Raw genomic sequence first — 21,422 nt, forward strand, 5'->3', positions numbered from 1 at the left:
GAGTAACTTAACCTTTTCTTGCTGCTCTCTTTCTTTGTTCAGAATTTAGTATTTTCTTTCTCATTCTTACAGTTTTAGGAGTAACTTCAACAAGTTCATCAGAAGCTATAAATTCTAGACACTGCTCTAATGACATAGGTACTATAGGAGTTAGTTTTAAAGCATCATCAGATCCTGAAGATCTAGTGTTTGATAGATGTTTTTTCTTACATACATTTACATCAATATCTTCAGCTCTAGAACATTGTCCTGCAATCATTCCAGCATAAACATCTGTTCCTGGTCCTATAAATAAAATTCCTCTTTCTTGAGCATTGAAAAGTCCATAAGTTATTGCTGTACCTGTTTCAAATACTGTAAGTGATCCTCTTGATCTTTCAGCTATATCTCCCTTATAAGGTTCAAAGCTATCGAAAACGTGATTCATTATTCCGTTACCTTTTGTATCTGTCATAAATTCATTTCTAAATCCTATAAGTCCTCTAGCTGGTATTTTAAATTCAAGTCTTGTATATCCATTTACAGCAGATGTCATATTTACCATTTCTGCTTTTCTAGGTCCTAGCTTTTCCATAACAACACCCATAAATTCTTCAGGCACGTCAATAGTTAAGTATTCTATAGGCTCCACTTTTTTGCCATCCATTTCTTTAAATATTACTGTTGGCTTAGAAACCTGGAACTCATATCCTTCTCTTCTCATTGTTTCTATAAGTATAGATAAGTGAAGTTCTCCTCTTCCACTTACTTTAAATGACTCTGCAGTATCTGTTTCTTCCACTCTTAAACTTACATTAGTTTCGATTTCTTTCATAAGTCTATCTCTTAAATGTCTAGAAGTTACAAACTCTCCATCTTGACCTGCAAAAGGAGAATCATTAACCATAAAGTACATGCTAAGAGTTGGTTCATCTATTTCTACGAATGGAATTGCTTCAGGTCTAGTTACATCCGCAACAGTTTCCCCTATATTTATGTCAGCAATACCTGCAATAGCAACTATATCGCCAAGCATAGCTTCCTCTGTTTCTTCTCTCTTAAGTCCACTATAAACATAAAGACTGCTTACTCTAACATTTTCAACTTTTCCATCTTTTCTTATAAGTGCTACTGTTTGATTTTTCTTTATAGTTCCTCTTTCTATTTTTCCAATACCTATTCTTCCAACATATTCACTGGAATCTATTGTAGTTACAAGCATTTGAAGAGGCTCATCTATATACCCTTCTGGTGCTTTAACATTTTTTATTATAGCATCAAATAAAGGCTCCATATCTGTACTTTCATCTTCCATTTCCTTCTTAGCTATTCCTTGTCTTGCAGAACAATAAACTACAGGGAAATCTAACTGATCATCATTTGCTCCTAGCTCTACGAATAGGTCAAATATTTCATCTAACACTTCTTCAGGTCTACCATTAGGTTTATCTATTTTGTTGATAACAACTAAAGGCTGAAGATTTAGTTCTAGGGCCTTTTTAAGTACAAACTTTGTTTGAGGCATAGCTCCTTCATAAGAGTCAACAACTAAAAGAACGCTATCTACCATTTTAAGTACACGCTCAACTTCTCCACCGAAATCCGCATGTCCTGGAGTATCAACTATATTTATCTTAGTACCATTGTAATTTACTGAAGTATTCTTTGATAAGATAGTTATACCTCTTTCTTTTTCAAGGTCATTTGAATCCATTACTCTTTCTTGAACTTTTTCATTTTCTCTGAAAACATGGCTCTGCTTAAGCATTGCATCTACTAAAGTAGTCTTACCATGGTCAACGTGAGCAATTATTGCTATATTTCTTATATCATTTCTAGTAAATATTTTCATATATTTTCCCCCAATATATCTTCTTAAATTTTTTTTTCAAAAAAATTGGATACATTTAAGTATCCAACATCTCCAACATATCTATTTTAATAGTATAGTAATAAAAAGTCAACTTATGTAAAGTATTTTTGCTATTTCGACATTTAAACTTTAATTTGACTCTTCATTCAATAATTGAATAATTTAGATTTCCATAATTATAGGAAGTATCATCGGCTTTCTTTTAGTTCTTTCATATAAGAATCCTCTAAGAGAATCTTTTATACTAGACTTAATAGCAGCCCATTCTTTAATATGTTTTTCTTCACATTGTCTTAATGCTTCTTTAACCACATTTCTTGCTTGTTCCATTAAATCTTCTGACTCTCGCACATATACAAATCCTCTTGAAATGATATCTGGACCCGCAATTACACTTCCAGATTCCTTTTCTATAGTTACTACAACTGTAAGTATTCCATCTTGAGATAAGTGTTTTCTATCTCTAAGTACAATATTACCTACATCTCCTACTCCTAGTCCATCTACGAATACTTGCCCTGACGTTACCATTCCATTTTTTCTTATGCCATCCCTACTTACTTCTATTACATCGCCGTTTTCTGGGATAACCACGCTACTCGCTGGTAACCCTAATTTTTGAGCTAGCTCTGAATGCTGTTTTAAATGTCTATATTCGCCATGAACAGGCATGAAATATCTTGGTTTTACTAGAGTATGCATTAGCTTGAGTTCTTCTTGGCAAGCGTGACCGGATACATGAATATCTGCTAAAGCCTCATATATTACCTCTGCCCCTTTTTTAAATAGCTGATTAATAACTCTTGATATGAGTTTTTCATTTCCTGGAATAGGTGAAGCAGATATTATAACCATATCTCCTGGCACTATATTTACTTTTCTATGGTCTGATGCAGCCATCCTTGATAAAGCAGCCATTGGCTCTCCTTGGCTACCTGTGGTTATTATTACTATCTTGTTACTTGGATATTTATTTATAGAATCTATATCTATAAGTATATCCTTAGGAGGATTAATGTATCCTAGCTCCTTAGCAACTTCAACTATATTTTCCATACTTCTTCCGGAAACAGCAACTTTTCTGCCATATTTATCTGCTGCATTCATTATTTGCTGAACTCTATGAATATTTGAAGCAAAAGTAGCAACTATTATTCTACCCTTTGCTGTAGCAAATATACTTTCAAAGGCTTCCCCTACTGTGCTTTCAGACATTGTATATCCTGGTCTCTCTACATTTGTACTGTCAGCAAGCATAAGCAGCACGCCTTTTCTTCCAAGCTCTGCAAATCTATTTAAATCCGCTACACATCCATCAATTGGAGTAAAATCTATTTTAAAATCTCCTGTATGAAGAACAACACCAATAGGAGTATGTACTGCAATCGCTACTGAGTCTGCGATACTATGACTTGTTCTTATAAACTCTACAGATATATTAGTAAGTCTTACTATATCTTTAGCACTAATTCTCTTAAGTTCTACAGACCCTAATAGGTTATGTTCTTTAAGCTTCGTTTCCACTATTCCAAGTGTAAGTTTTGTTCCATATACAGGTACATTTAGCTCTCTTAATACATACGGAAGAGCGCCTATGTGATCTTCATGGCCATGAGTTAAAAATATTCCTCTAACTCTCTCTTTGTTTTTAATTAAATATGATACATCAGGTATAACTACATCTATTCCGAGCATTTCTTCATCTGGAAACTTAAGACCGCAATCTATAACCATTATATCATTTTTATATTCTATAGCAGTTAAGTTCTTTCCAATTTCATTTATTCCACCCAGCGGTATTATCTTTATTTTTTCTTTTTCTCTGCGCATTTTATCCCTCCTTTGTATTTTATTATTGTCTACTGGTTTGTGATTGTCTGTTGGTTTGTTATTTTCTTGAACATTCATTACATAATCCATAAAATTTCACACTATGATCCTCTATCTTAAAATTATATTTTTTTTCTATATTCTCTTCCAATTCTTCTAAAAGGTCCCCTTGTACTTCTATGACCTTACCACAATTTCTACATATTAAATGATGATGTTGATGATTTTCATCTTCATGTATCAATTCATATCTGCTGCATCCATCATTTAAATCCAATTTTGAAAGTAAACCCATTTCCTCTAAAAGCATAACTGTCCTATATACAGTTGCGAGTCCTATCTCTGGACATTCATCTTTAACTAAATTATATATTTCTTCAGTAGTTAAGTGACTACCCTCATTCTTTATTATAATTTCTACAATAGCTCTTCTCTGTGGAGTAAGCTTATATCCTTTTTCTTTTAAAACATTTTTTAAATTTTCCACATCTTCATAAGGAACCTTTGCCATGAAATTACCTCACTTTATTAACCCATATATTTTAGTATTTGCCTTAATTTTCTATACTTTATTATAATTTTAAAAGCTATGTATTGGAACATAGCTTTCCCTTAAGTATTAATTCAGCTCTTCCCTAAATATTAATTCAAATCTTCATCATCAAATAATGTTTCATAAGCTTCTACCACAATAGCAAATTCATCTTCATCATCTACTGTAACAAGTAGATCGTTTCCATCTTCATCTTTATCTATTCTAAGCGCTACAGCTTCATCTGTATCTTCATCCTTTGGCACTACAATTACATATTCTTTATCTTCAATATCTAATTTTGTAATAACCTCAAATTCTATTTCTTCGCCATTTTCATCTGTAAGAACAATATTTGTTATATCGTTTTCCATAATATACACCTCTTTCAATTTATTTTTATTTTATTTTGAAATACTATCTAAATATCCCTGTAGTATGTAGGTTGCAGCAATTTTATCTACTAATTTTTTTCTTTTACTTCTTGATAAATCTGCTTCTAACATAACTCTATGAGCTGCTACAGTAGTTAATCTTTCATCCCACATTATTATTTCTAAATTTAAAATTTCTTTTAATTTATCACAAAAAGCTACTACCTTTTCACTTTGTGGTCCTAGCGTTCCATTCATGTTTTTTGGGAGTCCTGATACTATCTTTTCTACTCCATATTCTTCGCAAATCTTTTTCAATTCCTCAATATCTATTTGCTCAGTTTTTCTACGTATAGTTGTAATTCCTTGTGCGGTAAATCCTAATGGATCACTTAAGGCCACCCCTATAGTTCTATCTCCTACATCTAGTCCAAGTATTCTCATAAATTTCTCCTTTTGATTTGCTTCTTTTTAAAAATAAAAATGCCCTAAGGGCATTTTTATTTTATACCTAAATAGGTTTTTAAAACTTCTTCTAAGATTTCATCCCTTTCAAGTTTTCTAACTAGAGCCCTTGCACCATTATAGTTAGTTATATAGGTAGGGTCACCTGATATTAAATATCCTACCATTTGATTTACAGGGTTATAACCTTTTTCTTTAAGGGCACCATACACCTGTGTCAAAATTTCCTTAGTTAAATCTTCTTTGTCCTTGATCACATCAAATTGAATGGTGTTATCATTCCCCATTTTCCTTCACCCCACTTAAGTAAAAAGTTTATATTTTATATACTCGTATATTTATTATAAAACATAATACTTAAAATGTATACTATTTTGCTAAATTTGCCACTATAGTTTCTACTAACCCTATAGCTTCTTCTAGTTTTTCCGGTAATTTACCACCAGCTTGAGCCATGTCTGGTCTTCCACCGCCGCCACCGCCAGCAACTGATGCTACTTCTTTTATTATCTTTCCGCAGTGTATTCCTTTAGCTATTACATCTTTAGTTGCCATAGCTACAAACTGCACTTTTTCATCTGCATTACTTCCAAGAACTACTACACCTGATTCAATCTTGTTACGTAATTTGTCAGCTAAGTCCCTTAATGCATTGGCATCTACTCCACTTAACGCACCTGTAACTACCTTTATTCCATTTACTTCTTTTATACTATTTAGTATTTCATCCTCTGATCCGCTAGCAAGCTTTGACTTTAGCTCTGCTATTTCTTTGTCTTTGGTTTTCATTTCATTTAACTGAGAACTTATCTTGCTTAAGATTTCTCTTTCAGAAATTTTAAGTAATGCTGCTGCTTCTTTTAATGTTTTTTCTTTTTCTTCAACATACTTTATAGCATTTAATCCAGTGAAAGCTTCAATTCTTCTTATACCTGCAGCTACACCACTTTCAGATATAATTTTAAACAATCCTATTTCTCCAGAATTAGTTACGTGAGTTCCTCCACAAAGTTCCTTGCTGAAGTCACCTACATTTACAACTCTTACATCTTCTGCATACTTATCATCAAATAATGCTGTGGCACCACTTTTCTTAGCATCTTCTATAGACTTAACTTCAGTGATAACTCCACTAACTTTCATTATATTTTCATTTACTAAAGTTTCTACTTCTTTAATTTCTTCCTCAGTTAACCCTTGAAAATGATTAAAGTCAAATCTTAATCTTTCACTATCCACATAGGAACCAGCTTGCTGTATATGTTCTCCTAATATTTTTCTTAAAGAAGCATGTAAAATATGTGTAGCAGTATGATTTCTTCTTATGTTATTTCTTCTTGGCTCATTTACTATTAAGGTAACTCTACCTTCTTTTAGTATTTCCCCTTTTGTAATTTTTATAAAGTGTAATATCTTTCCACCCACATTTTTTTTGCAATTTAAAACCTCTCCTGTAAATCCTTCGCCTTTAATGATACCTATGTCCCCAACTTGACCTCCCATTTCAGGATAAAAAGAAGTTTTATTTACAACAAGTACTCCTTCATCTCCTTCTTTAAGAGAGCTTACCATTTCTTCATCTTTTATAAGAAGTAAAACTTCTGATTCTTCCTTTAATGAGCTGTAGCCAGTAAACTCAGTATTCAATTCCTTTGGAAGCTTATTTAATATAGTATCTTCTGCTCCCATGTAGTTACTTTCTCCTCTAGCAGCCCTTGCTCTTTCTCTTTGTTCCTTCATTTCCTTATTAAATCCATCTATATCTATAGCTATTTCTTTTTCTTCTAATATTTCTGCCGTAAGTTCTAGAGGGAATCCATAAGTGTCATATAGTTTGAAAGCTTTATCACCAGAAAGAACCTTTTCTCCATTTTTAATTAACTCATCTATATATTCATTTAATATATCTATACCTGAGTCTATAGTTTCAGAAAATCTTTCTTCTTCAAGCTTAATAACTTTCTTTATGTATTCTTCTTTATCCTTTAATTCTGGATAAGCCTTATAAGAATTTTCTATTACTACATCACATATTTTATAAAGGAATGTTTCTTTAATTCCAAGAAGTCTTCCATGTCTTGCAGCTCTTCTTAAAAGTCTTCTTAAAACATATCCTCTGCCTTCATTAGATGGTAAAATTCCATCTGATATCATAAATGTAACACTTCTTATGTGGTCAGTAATTAATCTTAAAGATATATCCTGTACTCTATCTTTTCCATAAGCTATACCTGCAGCTTCACTAACCTTATCTAAAATAGCCCTTATTGTATCTACTTCAAATATGCTGTTAACTCCCTGCATTATAGTAGCCATTCTTTCAAGTCCCATACCCGTGTCTATATTAGGACTAGCAAGTCTATTATAATTTCCATCTTCATCTTTATCAAATTGAGTAAATACTAGGTTCCAAAACTCTATTACTCTATCTTCTTCCGCCGCCTGTAAAAACTCTTCTACAGTATTTAACTTTCCTTCTCCTCTATCAAAGTGTATTTCAGAACAAGGTCCACAAGGTCCTTGGCCTATTTCCCAGAAGTTATCGTCTTTTCCTAGTCTAAATATTCTAGTAGGATCTACATCAGTAGTTCTAGTCCATATATCAAAAGCCTCATCGTCTTCTAAATATATAGTTACATATAACTTATCCTTTGGAATATTTAAAGCTTTTGTTATAAACTCCCATGCCCATGGAATAACTTCTCCTTTAAAATAATCTCCAAAAGAAAAGTTTCCAAGCATTTCGAAAAATGTACCATGTCTTGCTGTCTTGCCTACGTTTTCAATATCTCCTGTTCTTATACACTTTTGACAAGTTGTAACTCTATTGTTAGGTGGAACTTGAACTCCTGTAAAGTAAGGCTTTAATGGTGCCATACCTGCGTTAATTAAAAGTAAGCTCTTATCATTTTGAGGTACTAATGGAAAGCTTGGTAATCTTAAATGTTCCTTTCCCTCAAAGAAGCTTAAATATGCTTCTCTTATTTCGTTTAATCCCATTTTATTCATATAAACTTCATTCCTTTCTTTGAATGTTTTAAATAGTATACTAAAAAAAGGTAAATAAAAAAAGCTCTAGTCTCCTACAAGGGACGAAAGCTTCCGTGGTACCACCCTAATTATATAAGTCACATAACTTATATCTCTCAATATAATAAAGGCTCCAAAACAGCTTCAATACTTATACTAAGAAGTTTTCACCATCCACTTCCTCTCTTAATAGCAAAATAGTATCTACTCATTTTTTTCATAGCCAAAATATTCATTTTGATAAAAATTATAAATTAAAAAATATTAAATGTCAATATTTTAGTCACTATGTGGCATAAATTCACAGGCTTATATCATAAAAATTTACGCTAAAACTATTGTAAAATCATATGTTTTATATTAGTATAAATATCGCTGTGTAAATTTAAAATGAAATATAACTTATTAAATAAACTTAAATTAAGGAGGCAACTATGACAGAAATAACTAAAGATAGAGGAACGAATAGATATTCTCTTAAAAATTTCCTGAAATTTTTGATACCATCGTTAATAGGTATGTTATTATTTATGACACCTATTACACTAGGTGGAGAAGTTACAATACCCGTTGCATTTTTTTCTAAAAATGTACAAACCTTATTAGATGGATTTTTACCATTAATAATGACTATCTTAATAACAGTTTCATCTTTTATTACTATGATAACAAAAATATTTAAGCCAAAATTTATAATAAACAACGGATATTTAAAGAATCTCTTTGATGTAACTCCCGTTTGGTTTGCAACAAGAGTTATTGGTATGGTTATTGTATTAGCTACTTTCTTCAAAATAGGAAGCGAGGCTATATATTCTGATAACACCGGAGCACTTTTATTATATGATCTTCTTCCTATTTTATTTGCAGTATTTTTATTTGCAGGTTTACTATTACCTTTAATATTAGATTTTGGATTACTTGAGTTTTTCGGTTCCCTACTAACTAAAATTATGAGACCTGTTTTTAATTTACCTGGACGTTCATCAGTAGATTGTATAGCTTCTTGGCTGGGAGACGGAACTATAGGCGTTCTTTTAACAAGCAAACAGTATGAGGACGGATATTATTCCTCTAGAGAAGCGGCTATAATAGGTACTTCTTTTTCAGCAGTATCTATAACCTTTTCTTTAGTAGTTATTGCTCAAGTTGGACTAGGACATATGTTCATCCCATTTTACCTTATAGTAACATTCTCTGGTTTAATAGCTGCATTCGTTGTTCCTAGAATCCCTCCTCTTTCTAGAAAACCTGATTCTTATTACAATAATAATAAGAAAGCCGCAAGTGAAATTATTCCTGATGGATATTCATCCTTTAGTTGGGGACTTTCTCAGGCTGTAGAAAGAGCCGAGCAAAATAATGATATAAAGAAATTTTTTATAGATGGTCTAAAAAATGTTTTTGATATGTGGCTTGGAGTTATTCCAATAGTTATGGCTCTAGGCACACTAGCTTTAATAGTTGCTGAATATACCCCTGTATTTCAGATACTTGGAATGCCTTTCATTCCACTACTTAAGCTATTAAGGCTTCCAGAGGCTTCTGCTGCTGCTTCTACTCTAGTAGTTGGCTTTGCGGATATGTTTCTTCCTTCTGTTATAGCTGCAGGCAGTATTAAAAGTGAACTTACTCGTTTTGTAATAGCTGCTGTATCTGTAACTCAGCTTATATATATGTCTGAAGTTGGTGGACTTTTAATAGGTTCTAAGATACCTGTTAACTTTAAAGAGTTATTTATAATTTTCATAGAAAGAACCTTAGTAACTCTTCCAATCATAACTTTATTTGCACATTTCCTATTTTAATTAAAAACCCTAGAAACAAATCCATTTGTTTCTAGGGTTTTTTACTTTATATTTAAACTTGCCACTTGCCATGTGGGTGGCACTTTTTTTCTTTTTTTATTTATAGCTGTCAAATCCAAACCATTTCATTGAAAGCTTTGATAATGTACCATCCTTTTTCATGTCTTCTACTATCTTATCTATCGCTTCTCTTAATTCTTTATCTTCTTTTCTATAGCCAATTCCCATAGGCTCTTCGCTTATTATTCCTTTTAACACTTCATATTCTCCTGGCTTTTTAGTAGTGTAATATCCACCAACTTGAGCATCCATAACTACAGCATCTACTCTTCCACTAGATAGCTCATAAAAGGCCTCAGTTATCTTATCATACTTCTTTAATTCTTTTATTCCTTTAATAGTTGATGCTACATTTTCTCCTGTTGTTCCAAGCTGACAGCCAAGCACCTTTCCTTGTAAATCATTTACACCTTTAATACTTGTATTTCCCTTTTTAACTGCTAATATTTGTCCACCCATTATGTAAGGTTCTGAAAAATCTATGGATTCTTTTCTCTTATCTGTTATGCTTATACTTGCTATTGCAACATCGAATTTCTTAGCATTAAGAGCCATTATAAGTCCACTGAAATCAACTACAAAAAATTCAGTAGTTACACCTAATCTTTTTCCTACTTCATTAGCAAAGTCCACATCAAATCCTACTAGATTTTTATTTTCATCTCTAAACTCCATAGGGGGGTAGCCTTCTTCGATTCCCACCACTAGTTTTTTTGTCTGCTTAACTTTTTCCATGGTACTTAAATTTTCCTGCTTTTTACCGCAGCCTGCAAATACAGTTACAATGAAAAATAAAGGAATAAGAATTTTAATAATTTTTTTCATAAAAAGTCCCCCTTAAGTTATATTTAAATATTCACTTATGAATATTTACACAGTTGCATTTTTTTATTGTAAATTGGTAAATCGAATTAATCCTTTATAATTATAGTTAAGTATATATAATTATTCAATGTTTTTTTTAATATTTATGTAAAAAATAGAGTTCCCTTTAGGATACTCTATTTTTTACAACCATTATACTAGAACATATAATAATTTAAATCCTCATATATAACTTTAGCTACTACACCTACGGGAACTGCTAGCACCATTCCAAAAAAGCCTCCTACCTTACCTCCTATAACGAGAATTAGTATTACAGCTAAAGGATGCATACTAATATTATCACCTATAAACTTTGGAGATATAAAATCTCCTTCCACTTGTTGAATAAGATAAAGCCAAAAGGCTACCCAAAGAGCTGCTTGAGGTGATTTAAGTAGCGCCATAACTATTGCAGGTATTGCACCAAATATTGGCCCAAAGTAAGGTATTATATTAAAAAAAGCATTTAAAAGCGATAGAGTCAGTGAAAATTGAACTTTAAAAGTTATTAACACTATAAAAGTACATACCCCAATTATAAAACATAATAAAAATTGAGTTATTACATATCTGCTTAATATTCTATCAGTATCCTCTAATATCTTATCTATAATATTTCTACTTTGAATAGGAAAAAGAGCAAGAAACCTATTTTTAAGCTTTAAACTATCTGATAAAAAATAATAGGCTATTATTGGTATAATAGCAATAGATAGTAAATTTTCTCCAAGGGTAAGTGCCTTATTTAGCCAACTATTTAGAAATAATTCAAAGGCCTTACTCCCTCTTATATATATATTTTGAGTAATACTATATGCAATTCCTCTATTTATCTTAATATTTTCATAAATTCTATTTGTGTAACTTCCTAAATTTTTTAATGAATCGTATAAATTTAAGCTTTCTTTAATAATGGATGGAATTATAAAGATAAATATTGATACAAAAACGGTAACTACTATAAACATTATTATTAGTGATGAAACTCTTCTTCCAAGGCCTTTATTCATAAGCATATCTCTAAATGGCTTAAAAACATAAAATAATATAAAGGATACAAATATAAGATTAAACATATCTCTTATAAATTTTACTTTTAAAAGCAATATAAAGGCCAAAATAAATACAAAAACTACTATGAATCCCTTTTTATATTTTTTTATTACTTCTAGCATAACCATCCTCTTCCCTAAACAGCTTGCTTGGTAAGTTAATAAAGTTAATATTATAGCTTTTTCTATGATACAGTATGTGGCTATCACCAAGTAGCAAATCTTTTAATAATAATATCTTCTTGCCATAAAGAAAATTGGTAGCATAGCCTGTAGAAACTATTACTCCTTGTATCACAAATGTATCTTCATTAAATATTATATCTTCTACCATGCCTATCATATTTCCCTTAATATCTATTACATTCATTCCCTTTATATTTTCAAAGTTTAAACATTTTCCTTTATGATAAGAGCCTGCAATCATGTGCTTATCAAATGAAATTATATCTTCTTTAAATACATAGAGAGATGACTGAAATAGAGAATAAGAAGATACTAAAAAGCCAATTACTCCTCCTATGTTAAAATCTACAGCTAAATCCTTAACAAATCCCATGGATTTTCCTTTTACATTGCTTACATTCATAAACAAGAAATCTTTTTTTCTATACACTTCATATCACTCCAAAGATAGTATAAATATATTCTTACCTATTATGTAAAAAATATGATGTATATATAAATAAAAGGAGATTAGATAATTACATTATCTAATCTCCTTTTATTTCCTGGGAAATTTCTCTCAGGTTAATTATTCACCATGAACTTCTTCATGAATATGATCGGAATGCTCTTCCATATACCAAGGCTCTAAGCCTGAATTTCTTCTATAATCATTTATAGCTTTATGAATAGCTTCTTCTGCAAGTACGGAACAGTGCATTTTTACTGGTGGAAGTCCGTCTAAAGCTTCTGCTACTGCCTTATTAGTTAATTCCCATGCTTCTTCTATAGTTTTTCCTTTTATAAGCTCTGTTGCCATACTGGAGGAAGCTATAGCAGATCCACATCCAAAAGTCTTAAATGTAACATCTTTTATTATATTATCTTCAACCTTTAGGTATATTTTCATTATATCTCCACACTTTGGATTTCCAACTTCTCCTACACCATTAGCGTCAGCAATTTCTCCTACATTTCTTGGGTTTCTAAAATGGTCCATAACTTTTTCGCTATACATACTATTTTTCCCCTTCCTTTAAGCTATTTAAGTATTCTTCCCAATAAGGTGACATTTCACGTCTTCTCTTTATTATTTGTGGTAGTATATCTAATACGTATTCTACTTCTTCTTCTGTGGTATTAGCACCTAAACTAAGTCTTAATGAACCATGCGCTATACCATGAGTAAGTCCCATAGCAAGTAAAACATGTGATGGATCTAGAGAACCAGATGCACATGCACTTCCAGTTGAAGCACATATTCCTTCAAAGTCTAAATCTAAAAGTAGTGTTTCTCCCTCTACTCCTACAAAACACATATTTACGTTACCAGGTAATCTCTTATCTCCTCTTGGTCCATTTAATTTAACATGAGGTATTCTTTCTGTAAGGCCATTTATAAGTTTATCTCTTAAATAAGATACTCTCTTGCTTTCTTCTTCTAATTCAGAAACAGCAAGCTCTACAGCTTTTCCTATACCAACGATTCCAGGTACATTTTCTGTACTTGCTCTTCTTCCCTTTTCCTGTCCGCCGCCGTGAATTAAGTTTTCTATCTTAACTCCTTTTTTGATATATAATGCTCCTATTCCTTTTGGTCCATAGAACTTATGTCCAGCCATGGAAAGCATATCTATATTCATATCCTTTACATCTACCCCAACGTGTGCTACAGCCTGAACTGCATCTGTATGGAAGTAAATCTTTCTTTCTCTACAAACTTCACCTATTTCTTTAATAGGTTGAATAGCTCCAACTTCATTATTAGCAAACATTACTGATACAAGTATTGTAGTATCTTTAATAGCATTTTTTAAATCTTCTATGCTAATTAATCCTTCTTCATTTACAGGAAGATATGTTATTTCAAAGCCATGCTTCTTTAAAAACTCACAAGTGTGTGTTATAGCATGATGTTCTATAACTGTAGTTATTATATGATTTCCTTTGTTTTTATTTGCAAAAGCAACTCCTTTTAATGCCCAGTTATCTGCCTCGGATCCACCAGCTGTAAAGTAAATCTCATCTTTTTCTGCATTAATAGCTTTAGCTACTCTTTCTCTTGCTTTATCTATAGCCATTCTTGGCTTTGCAGATATAGCGTAAAATTTAGAAGAAGGGTTCGCAAAGTTTTCAGTAAAATAAGGCATCATTTCTTCTAAAACCTCTGGTTTTGTAAATGTAGTAGCTGCATAGTCCATATATACATATTTTTTATCCATTGTTGTTTTCCCCTTTCTTATTTGCCATTAAATTATTATAATCATCTACCATATCTTGTAAGGTCGTAGTCTTAGTAACTTGATCTATACTTTCCTTTATTCTTGACCACAAAAGTCTTGTGGAACATACTTTTATATTAGAACATTCCCCGTCCTGTAAACACTCAGATAATTTTAAAGGTCCTTCTAATACATTCATTATTTCAGAAACGGTTATGTTTTTAGGTTCTCTGCTTAATATATATCCCCCTTGAGCACCTCTAATACTTTTAATCAAATCTGCCTTTCTTAAGGAAGAAAAAAGCTGCTCCAGGTAATATTCAGATATATTTTGTCTTTCTGAAATACTTTTTATTGAAATAGGTTCTTCACTATAGTTTATTGCTAAATCTACCATAGCCTTGACCCCATATTGTCCCTTAGTTGATAATTTCATTAAATCACCTCTTTTATTATATGTAATGTTGAGTGATTTACTATACTTTCAAAAACATAATATCAAACCCGAGTAAAGTTGTCAACAATATTTTTTATAAATTTATTAAAAAATTTAAGGATATGTATTCGTTAAATTTTTACATATCCTTATCCATTAAATACTTATTATATTTATTTGCAATATCAGGATTTTTATTTAAGAAATCTAAAAAATAATTTAAGTTTTTTATAGTTTCTGGGGTAAGTGAATGTTCTATTTTTTCTGTCTGCTCCAGCACATCCCCCTTTGGAGAAATTAGCTTTAAAAAGCTTTCTATTATGTTGTGTCTTGTTAAAAGCAGCCCTCCCATTTGTTTTCCTTCTTCAGTTAGCATTATAACTCCATATTTTTTATAAATCACAAGATTAAGCTCTGAAAGCTTATGAAGCATCTTTGTAGCTGAAGGCGGCTGTACATTCAATGACTTTGATAATTCATTCACCCTGGTGAATCCTTGGGATAAAGATAATCTATATATCATTTCTATATAATCTTCCATTGAAGCTGTAATATGGCCCCAATCTTTTTCCATATATCCTCTAAAGGTATAGAAATCTTCTCCTACCATATAAATAAAATCTCTCCTCTTAATTACTCATTACATCTCGCTTAACAGAATGCTTAATTGCATGACTTATAGAAACCTTTGATTTTGTTATAAATTAGTATATCTCAGTTAACAAGATGTCCCCTCATTAAATACTATGTAAGAAACTTATAAGTATGCTTTTTAAAAAATATAGGAGCTGTCGCACAAAGAATAAAAAACTACAATATATTGTATTAAATTTTTAAATTCTAAAACAATATATTGTAGTTTAATTTTTTAATGTGAAAACCCCTCCATTAATTATTTTATTAAGTTTTGAGGATTTCCCTGAAGCCATTTAGTAATATTATCAAATGTAATATGAGCTCTTCTTACCATTGCTTCTTTTGTTGCAAAGCCTATATGTGGGGCTACTACAGAATTTGTAGTGCTTAAAAGAGGATATTTTGTATCAAGCGGTGGTTCTATATCAAATACATCTATACCAGCACCCTTAATTTTTTCTGTTCTTAAAGCTTCTGCTAAAGCTTCATTGTCAACAATAGGTCCTCTTGCAGTATTTATAAGAATAGAATCTTTTTTCATTAATGCAATTTTATCTTTATTTATAATACCACGAGTTTCTGCATTTAATGGTATATGAATAGATACTATATCACTTTCAGCCATTAATTCTTCTATTGAAACATATTTTACTCCTAGTTTTTCTACTTCTTCTTTCTTAGATCTATTATAGGCTAATATATTGCATCCAAAGGCCTTTCCTATTTCTATTACTCTTCTTCCGATTGCTCCAGTACCAATTACTCCAAGAGTTTTTCCTTCAAGATCATTTTGAGCAAATCCCTGTTTTGTGCCTCCTGCTCTAGTAATTTTATCTAGAGGTACTATATTTCTTAAAAGTGATATTATAAGCCCAAATGTTAGCTCTGCCACAGAAGTAGTACTATATCCTGCTGCATTGCATACAGTTATATTTTTTTCTTTGCAGGCATTTAAATCCACATGGTCTACTCCTGTGAAAGCCACTGAAATCATTTTAAGCTTATCATTTGAATTTATAACCTCAGCTTTTAAAGGCATGTTAGCAATTACTAAAACTTCTGCATCCTTTGCCCTTTCCTTTAATACTTCTATATCTTCGTTTCTGTCTTCGTAATATACAATTTCATGCCCTTCATTTATAAGTGCTTCGCCAATTCTTAAAGCTTCCTCCTTTGAAATACCTAGTGGTTCTAATACAGCTATTTTCATTTTCATTCCTCCCTTAAATATCTCATATATTGAGCTATCTTTTCCTCCATTTTGTTTGTTCCTGGAGTATAATATACAGACTCTTTTATGTTATTTGGTAAATATTGTTGTTTTACATAGTGGTTTTTATAGTCATGAGGATATTTATATTCTTTTCCTCTTCCCAAAGCTTCAGCCCCACTATAGTGTGCATCTTTTAAATGCTGTGGTATATCCCCTACATCCCTGCTTTTTATATCACTTAATGCTTTATCTATAGCCATAACAGCAGAATTGGATTTAGGTGAGGTGGCTAAAAGTAATACAGCTTCGGCCAGTGGTATTCTAGCCTCTGGAAATCCTAACTGAAAAGCAACATCAGTGCAAGCTTTAACTATAGCTATGGCATTGGGATAAGCAAGTCCTATATCCTCTGCGGCAATTACTAAAAGCCTTCTAGTTATAGAAGCTAAGTCACCCGCCTCCACAAGCCTTGCCAAATAATGAATAGCAGCCTCAGGATCACTTCCTCTTATGGATTTTTGAAAGGCACTTAATATATCATAGTGGCTGTCCCCAAACTTATCATAATTTAATACCTTCTTTTGGGCACATTCTACAGCTATGTTTAAGTCAATATGTATTTTTCCTTCTAAATTTTTATTAGTGGAATACACACAAAGTTCAAGTGCATTTAATGCCTTTCTTAAATCTCCGCCACTTACCTCACTTATATAATCTAATGCATCTTCTTCTAAAACTATGCTACCCTCAAACTCTCCCTGAAGCTTATAAAGAGCATTTGTAATCCCCTCTTTTATATCTTCCTTCAAAAGAGGTTTAAATTCAAAAATAGTAGATCTGCTTAAAATAGCCTTATATATATAGTGGTATGGATTTTCAGTAGTACTTGCAATCAAGGTTATAGAACCATTCTCCATAAACTCCAAAAGAGATTGCTGCTGCTTTTTATTGAAGTTTTGAATTTCATCTAAATATAAAACAACACCATTTATGGTCATTAGACTATTTAAATCCTTTATAATATCCTTTATATCACTTAAAGAAGCATTAGTAGCATTTAACTTGTAAAACGTCTTGTTTGTAATCCTAGCTATTATATTTGCAACGGTTGTCTTTCCTACCCCAGGGGGGCCATAAAATATCATATTAGTAAGCTTTTTAGACTTTATTATTCTATTTAATATTTTCCCATCCCCTAAGATATGTTTTTGTCCTACCACCTGAGAAATATCCTCAGGTCTCATTTCATCCGCCAGGGGCTTATTTATCATCAATAAAAACCACCTCAATAAAGTTTTGAATAGGCTTTTAAAGGCCTATTCTTTAATCAAAATATCTAACGTTCTGTCTAAAATCTTTTCACCTGTCTTAATTAATTTTTCACTTTGCTTTGTAACCATATTCACTGCCCCAAAGGTTGCAGCCTTTAATAAATTTTTTCTATAGGCATATTTAAATCTTTTTACCTTCTTTTCATCTATAACTCCTAAATAATACATGAGCTCATCTTTAGTATCATCAGATACTACTTTTAAGGCTTCTTTAAAATGTCGTTGACTTAATATAATGAGATTATCTCTCTCCAAAGGCTCTTTAGCTTCCTTAGCTAAAAGCTCAGCACTTCTGCCTATACATATGAGAGTCTTTTCATCTTTTATATCACTTTTCATTCCTAAATTAATACATTTAAGCAGCGCCCGTCTGTAGCTCCATTTATCTTTATCCAAGTTTTCTTCTATATAGCCTCCACCTATTTCAACTCCTATATCAATTAAGGAACCAATAGGGTCTACAGGAATTTTTATTGCATTTAAAATTATAAACGCCTTTTTATAATACTTTAATGTTTCCGCTAAAATAAGCCAGCTATATGGATCTCTTGGATTTTCATTAACCATTCTTGTTATCTTTTCAATGCCCGATGCACCTTCTACTAAATCATCCACTACAGTGACTATTGGCAAATCTTTAAACTGCCTTTGTAATTTAGAAATTGTACCTAAATCTTTGCTTTCATTGCGTCTCTCATTTATAGATATCTTTGCTTCTTCTTTTAATCTCTTTGCTTCTTCTCTTCTTTGTATGCCCTCATTGAATTTAATTGCATTTATATTTTGAAGGGTTTCTCTTTTATTACACTCCAATTTGTGCTTATCTCTATTTTTAGCACCATCTATATTTTTATCTATTCTTTTAACTTTTCCTTCTAAATACAAGCATTGTACAGTTTCCTTAGCCTTACTTAAGGCTATCTTATTTAAGCTTTCTAGTTTTTTACCTAACCCCATTTTTAAAACTCCTTTACTTTTTATTGATATCTTGTTTTAAAAATGAGTATTATGTGTTACTTTAAGTAACAATCAACTATTTCTCCATAATACATAGTATGATAATCACCATTTTCATAACAAGATTTATTTATTTCTGGAGATAAAAACTTTTCATCCATATGTTGCTTATATACTATTTTGCACTCAAACTGCAAATCACATTCACCTATAATAGGAGAATTTACCTTATTTGATTTTCCCATAGATAAGTTACACTCTTTAAACTTATCTATATCTCTTCCTGATTTTGTCCCACATAGTGCAAGTTCCTTTTTTAAATCGCAGTTTACAGGAATACTTACAGTAAAATCTTCTGCTCCTTCTATAATATCATAAGTATATCTAGATTTTCTAACCATAACCATAAATACTGGCTTTCTCCATATATATCCTATATCTCCCCAGCCTATAGTCATAGTGTTTACCTTATCTCCACTTTTTACTGTTAAAAAAGCTCCCTTAGTTTTTAAAACATCAATAGCATCCTTAAAATATTTTGTGTATTCCATAATAAATTCCTCCTAATTATAAATATTCAGGCTTTCTGTTTTTAAAACAAACTGGCTTTAAGCCACATAAGTCTGCAAGTTCAATAGCTAAATCAAAGTTTTTCCCAATACTTTCAGTAGTGTGAGAATCAGAGCCTATAGTTACAATTTTGCCGCCTAATTCCTTGAACCTCTTATATATTTTTTCTAAATTTATCATTGCTTCTTTTTTATTAAATCTTCTAGTATTTATTTCTATAGCTCTTTCATTTTTAGCCATAATACTTAATATTTCATCTATGTGTTCCCTATAATCATCATAGTATATTTCTCTATCTTCAAAGGGAGCATATCTAGCTATGTAATCTATATGTCCTAAAGAATCTATAAAATCATATTCTTTTACACATTTTAATATGTCTTCTAAATAATTTATGTAACATTCCTTTTTATCTCTACCTTCATAAAACTCTTCTGTATATATATCATAATACTTTCCGTCATAATTTACCACATGTACAGATCCCAATATAAAATCCAAATCATATTTTAAAGCTATAGCTCTATTTTCATCTAGCACATCTTCCCTCATACCCATTTCTATGCCAAGTAATACTTTTTCATTTCTATATAATGCGTATTCCTTAACATACTTATCTATATCAAATATGAACTTATCCTTAACCATATACTTCAAATCAAAATGATCTGTAATTATTATTCCCATATCTTTCTTATTTGCAGAGCTTATTGCATCTTCTAAGGGCATCATGCAATCTGTAGAAAAATTCGTATGTACATGACTATCAAACATAAAATCACCTCCAAAATAATCCTAATTGTAATATAATTTGTTTATAATAAGAGGCTGTAGTATACTGTTCACCCATATTGAAACAGCCTCTATTATATTTAAAATAATGCATTAATTACTATGGGAATTGTAAATATAGATAAAATTGTAGTTACTACCACACATTTTGCTGAAAATACCTTATTGTTGTTATACTTTTCTGCAAAAACAGTAGTCATTGCAGCTGCAGGCATTGCTTCTAGTATTACACACATTTTTATCAAATAATCATCTGCTTTTAAAATCTTTAATACTCCATAAACCATAAAAGGAACTATAAACAATTTTATAAAGGATACATAATAAATTCTTAAATCCTTTACTATTTCCTTTATACTTACATTTGCAAAATTAGCACCTATTATAATCATTGATAAAGGTGTTGTCATTCCTCCTACATAATTTAAGGTTCCCATTATAATGTATGGAAGTTTAATCTTCCCAAAAAACACTATTAGTCCTATAACCACAAATAAAATTCCTGGCTGAATCAGTATATTTTTTAAATTAAAGTTGTTCTTTTCTTCTTTAGAAAACAGAAGTGCTCCATAGGTAAGTAATATCACGTTAAATGGAACTCCAAAAATAGATGCATAAAAAACTCCTATTTTACCGTACATACCTTCCATTATAGGATATCCCATAAATCCAAAATTAGAAAATATGGTTACAAACTTTAAAACTTGCTTTGTATTTTCCTTAAACTTAAAGTAAAACACTCCGCTTATAACAGCTAAGAAAACATGTATTGTCAAAGAGTATATTAATATGGCTTTAATCTTTTCGGTTGTTTCCTTTGAATACTCAGTATTAAATGAAGCTAAAATTAAGCATGGCAGCGTTACATTTACAAGTAAATCTGTAAGACTTTTTAGCGTTTCTTCCTTTATAAAGTTTTTTCTTCTACTATATAAACCTATAAGCATTATAAAACATAATATTATGACCTGATCTACAATTTGATTTTGCATTTCTCCCATCCTTATTTTAAGAAGTGTTTACTACTCAAGTTATTGAGTGAGTTTCCTTTTATTAATATACAAACATTATTTAAAAATGTTCAATATTTCTTTATATATTATACATCAAATTTTTTCACTTACCAAATAACGTCAGGATATTTATGCAGTTTGTTTTTAAATTTATTATATTTCTTAAAAACTTCATTTAATTTTTTATAAAATTATGAGATAATCATTAATAAAGATT

General features: G+C 31.1%; 21 protein-coding genes and 1 other annotated feature. Of the genes, 1 reads left to right on the forward strand and 20 read right to left on the reverse strand.

Going from position 1 to position 21,422, the window contains the following annotated elements:
* Nucleotides 1-7 precede the first annotated feature (7 nt).
* The 7 genes from typA to alaS form a co-directional block, all read right to left on the reverse strand.
* Nucleotides 8-1,831 (reverse strand): translational GTPase TypA, encoded by a 1,824-nt coding sequence (gene typA, locus BSD9I1_RS10365; protein ID WP_186430241.1) that lies wholly within the window; start codon nt 1,829-1,831, stop codon nt 8-10.
* A gap of 183 nt (nt 1,832-2,014) precedes the next feature.
* The gene (locus tag BSD9I1_RS10370) at nt 2,015-3,682 is read right to left on the reverse strand and encodes a ribonuclease J (protein WP_186430242.1); all 1,668 of its coding nucleotides are present in this window, start codon (nt 3,680-3,682) and stop codon (nt 2,015-2,017) included.
* A 58-nt stretch (nt 3,683-3,740) separates the two neighbouring features.
* Nucleotides 3,741-4,193: a Fur family transcriptional regulator gene (locus BSD9I1_RS10375; RefSeq protein ID WP_035307464.1), complete on the reverse strand. Its 453-nt coding sequence runs from the start codon at nt 4,191-4,193 to the stop codon at nt 3,741-3,743.
* A gap of 131 nt (nt 4,194-4,324) precedes the next feature.
* Nucleotides 4,325-4,588 carry a DUF1292 domain-containing protein gene (locus BSD9I1_RS10380; RefSeq protein WP_035307462.1) on the reverse strand — a complete coding sequence of 88 codons (264 nt, stop codon included), beginning with the start codon at nt 4,586-4,588 and terminating at the stop codon, nt 4,325-4,327.
* Nucleotides 4,589-4,618: 30 nt separating this feature from the next.
* Nucleotides 4,619-5,032 (reverse strand): Holliday junction resolvase RuvX, encoded by a 414-nt coding sequence (gene ruvX, locus BSD9I1_RS10385; protein WP_035307460.1) that lies wholly within the window; start codon nt 5,030-5,032, stop codon nt 4,619-4,621.
* Nucleotides 5,033-5,088: 56 nt separating this feature from the next.
* Entirely contained in the window at nt 5,089-5,340 is a 252-nt protein-coding gene (locus BSD9I1_RS10390) for an IreB family regulatory phosphoprotein (RefSeq protein WP_035307458.1), read from the reverse strand.
* An 82-nt stretch (nt 5,341-5,422) separates the two neighbouring features.
* Nucleotides 5,423-8,062, reverse strand: coding sequence for an alanine--tRNA ligase (alaS, locus tag BSD9I1_RS10395; protein WP_186430243.1), 2,640 nt, complete (start codon nt 8,060-8,062; stop codon nt 5,423-5,425).
* Nucleotides 8,063-8,138: 76 nt separating this feature from the next.
* Nucleotides 8,139-8,313, reverse strand: a binding site (T-box leader).
* A 204-nt stretch (nt 8,314-8,517) separates the two neighbouring features.
* Between alaS and BSD9I1_RS10400 the strand changes: the two genes are divergently transcribed.
* The gene (locus BSD9I1_RS10400) at nt 8,518-9,891 is read left to right on the forward strand and encodes a YjiH family protein (RefSeq protein ID WP_186430244.1); all 1,374 of its coding nucleotides are present in this window, start codon (nt 8,518-8,520) and stop codon (nt 9,889-9,891) included.
* A gap of 96 nt (nt 9,892-9,987) precedes the next feature.
* Here BSD9I1_RS10400 and BSD9I1_RS10405 read toward each other — a convergent pair whose 3' ends face one another.
* The 13 genes from BSD9I1_RS10405 to BSD9I1_RS10465 form a co-directional block, all read right to left on the reverse strand.
* On the reverse strand, nt 9,988-10,776 hold the full coding sequence (locus BSD9I1_RS10405) for an ABC transporter substrate-binding protein (protein WP_035307452.1): 789 nt from the start codon (nt 10,774-10,776) through the stop codon (nt 9,988-9,990).
* 197 nt (nt 10,777-10,973) lie between these two features.
* On the reverse strand, nt 10,974-11,993 hold the full coding sequence (locus tag BSD9I1_RS10410) for an AI-2E family transporter (protein ID WP_052085669.1): 1,020 nt from the start codon (nt 11,991-11,993) through the stop codon (nt 10,974-10,976).
* A complete protein-coding gene (locus BSD9I1_RS10415) occupies nt 11,968-12,486 on the reverse strand; it encodes a PRC-barrel domain-containing protein (protein ID WP_186430245.1) in 519 nt (172 codons plus the stop codon). The genes BSD9I1_RS10410 and BSD9I1_RS10415 overlap by 26 nt, the downstream gene beginning before the upstream one ends.
* 138 nt (nt 12,487-12,624) lie before the next feature.
* Nucleotides 12,625-13,053, reverse strand: coding sequence for a Fe-S cluster assembly scaffold protein NifU (nifU, locus tag BSD9I1_RS10420; protein WP_035305588.1), 429 nt, complete (start codon nt 13,051-13,053; stop codon nt 12,625-12,627).
* Between the two features lies 1 nt (nt 13,054).
* Complete coding sequence (gene nifS, locus BSD9I1_RS10425; RefSeq protein WP_186430246.1) at nt 13,055-14,257, reverse strand: cysteine desulfurase NifS; 1,203 nt, start codon at nt 14,255-14,257, stop codon at nt 13,055-13,057.
* Nucleotides 14,250-14,693 carry an Rrf2 family transcriptional regulator gene (locus BSD9I1_RS10430; protein WP_035305582.1) on the reverse strand — a complete coding sequence of 148 codons (444 nt, stop codon included), beginning with the start codon at nt 14,691-14,693 and terminating at the stop codon, nt 14,250-14,252. The genes nifS and BSD9I1_RS10430 overlap by 8 nt, the downstream gene beginning before the upstream one ends.
* Before the next feature lie 139 nt (nt 14,694-14,832).
* Nucleotides 14,833-15,303 (reverse strand): metal-dependent transcriptional regulator, encoded by a 471-nt coding sequence (locus tag BSD9I1_RS10435; RefSeq protein WP_186430247.1) that lies wholly within the window; start codon nt 15,301-15,303, stop codon nt 14,833-14,835.
* Nucleotides 15,304-15,585: 282 nt separating this feature from the next.
* A complete protein-coding gene (locus BSD9I1_RS10440) occupies nt 15,586-16,539 on the reverse strand; it encodes a 2-hydroxyacid dehydrogenase (RefSeq protein WP_186430248.1) in 954 nt (317 codons plus the stop codon).
* 2 nt (nt 16,540-16,541) lie between these two features.
* Entirely contained in the window at nt 16,542-17,813 is a 1,272-nt protein-coding gene (locus BSD9I1_RS10445; protein WP_186430249.1) for a replication-associated recombination protein A, read from the reverse strand.
* Between the two features lie 45 nt (nt 17,814-17,858).
* Nucleotides 17,859-18,830, reverse strand: a complete 972-nt coding sequence (locus tag BSD9I1_RS10450; protein WP_186430250.1) for a hypothetical protein — start codon at nt 18,828-18,830, stop codon at nt 17,859-17,861.
* Nucleotides 18,831-18,886: 56 nt separating this feature from the next.
* The gene (locus BSD9I1_RS10455; RefSeq protein ID WP_186430251.1) at nt 18,887-19,381 is read right to left on the reverse strand and encodes a flavin reductase family protein; all 495 of its coding nucleotides are present in this window, start codon (nt 19,379-19,381) and stop codon (nt 18,887-18,889) included.
* A gap of 16 nt (nt 19,382-19,397) precedes the next feature.
* Nucleotides 19,398-20,174: a histidinol phosphate phosphatase gene (locus tag BSD9I1_RS10460; protein WP_186430252.1), complete on the reverse strand. Its 777-nt coding sequence runs from the start codon at nt 20,172-20,174 to the stop codon at nt 19,398-19,400.
* 98 nt (nt 20,175-20,272) lie between these two features.
* Nucleotides 20,273-21,184: an AEC family transporter gene (locus BSD9I1_RS10465; protein WP_186430253.1), complete on the reverse strand. Its 912-nt coding sequence runs from the start codon at nt 21,182-21,184 to the stop codon at nt 20,273-20,275.
* Between the last annotated feature and the right edge of the window lie 238 nt (nt 21,185-21,422).

Source organism: Clostridium sp. BSD9I1 (genome assembly GCF_900185645.1).
GTDB lineage: Bacteria > Bacillota > Clostridia > Clostridiales > Clostridiaceae > Clostridium_AK.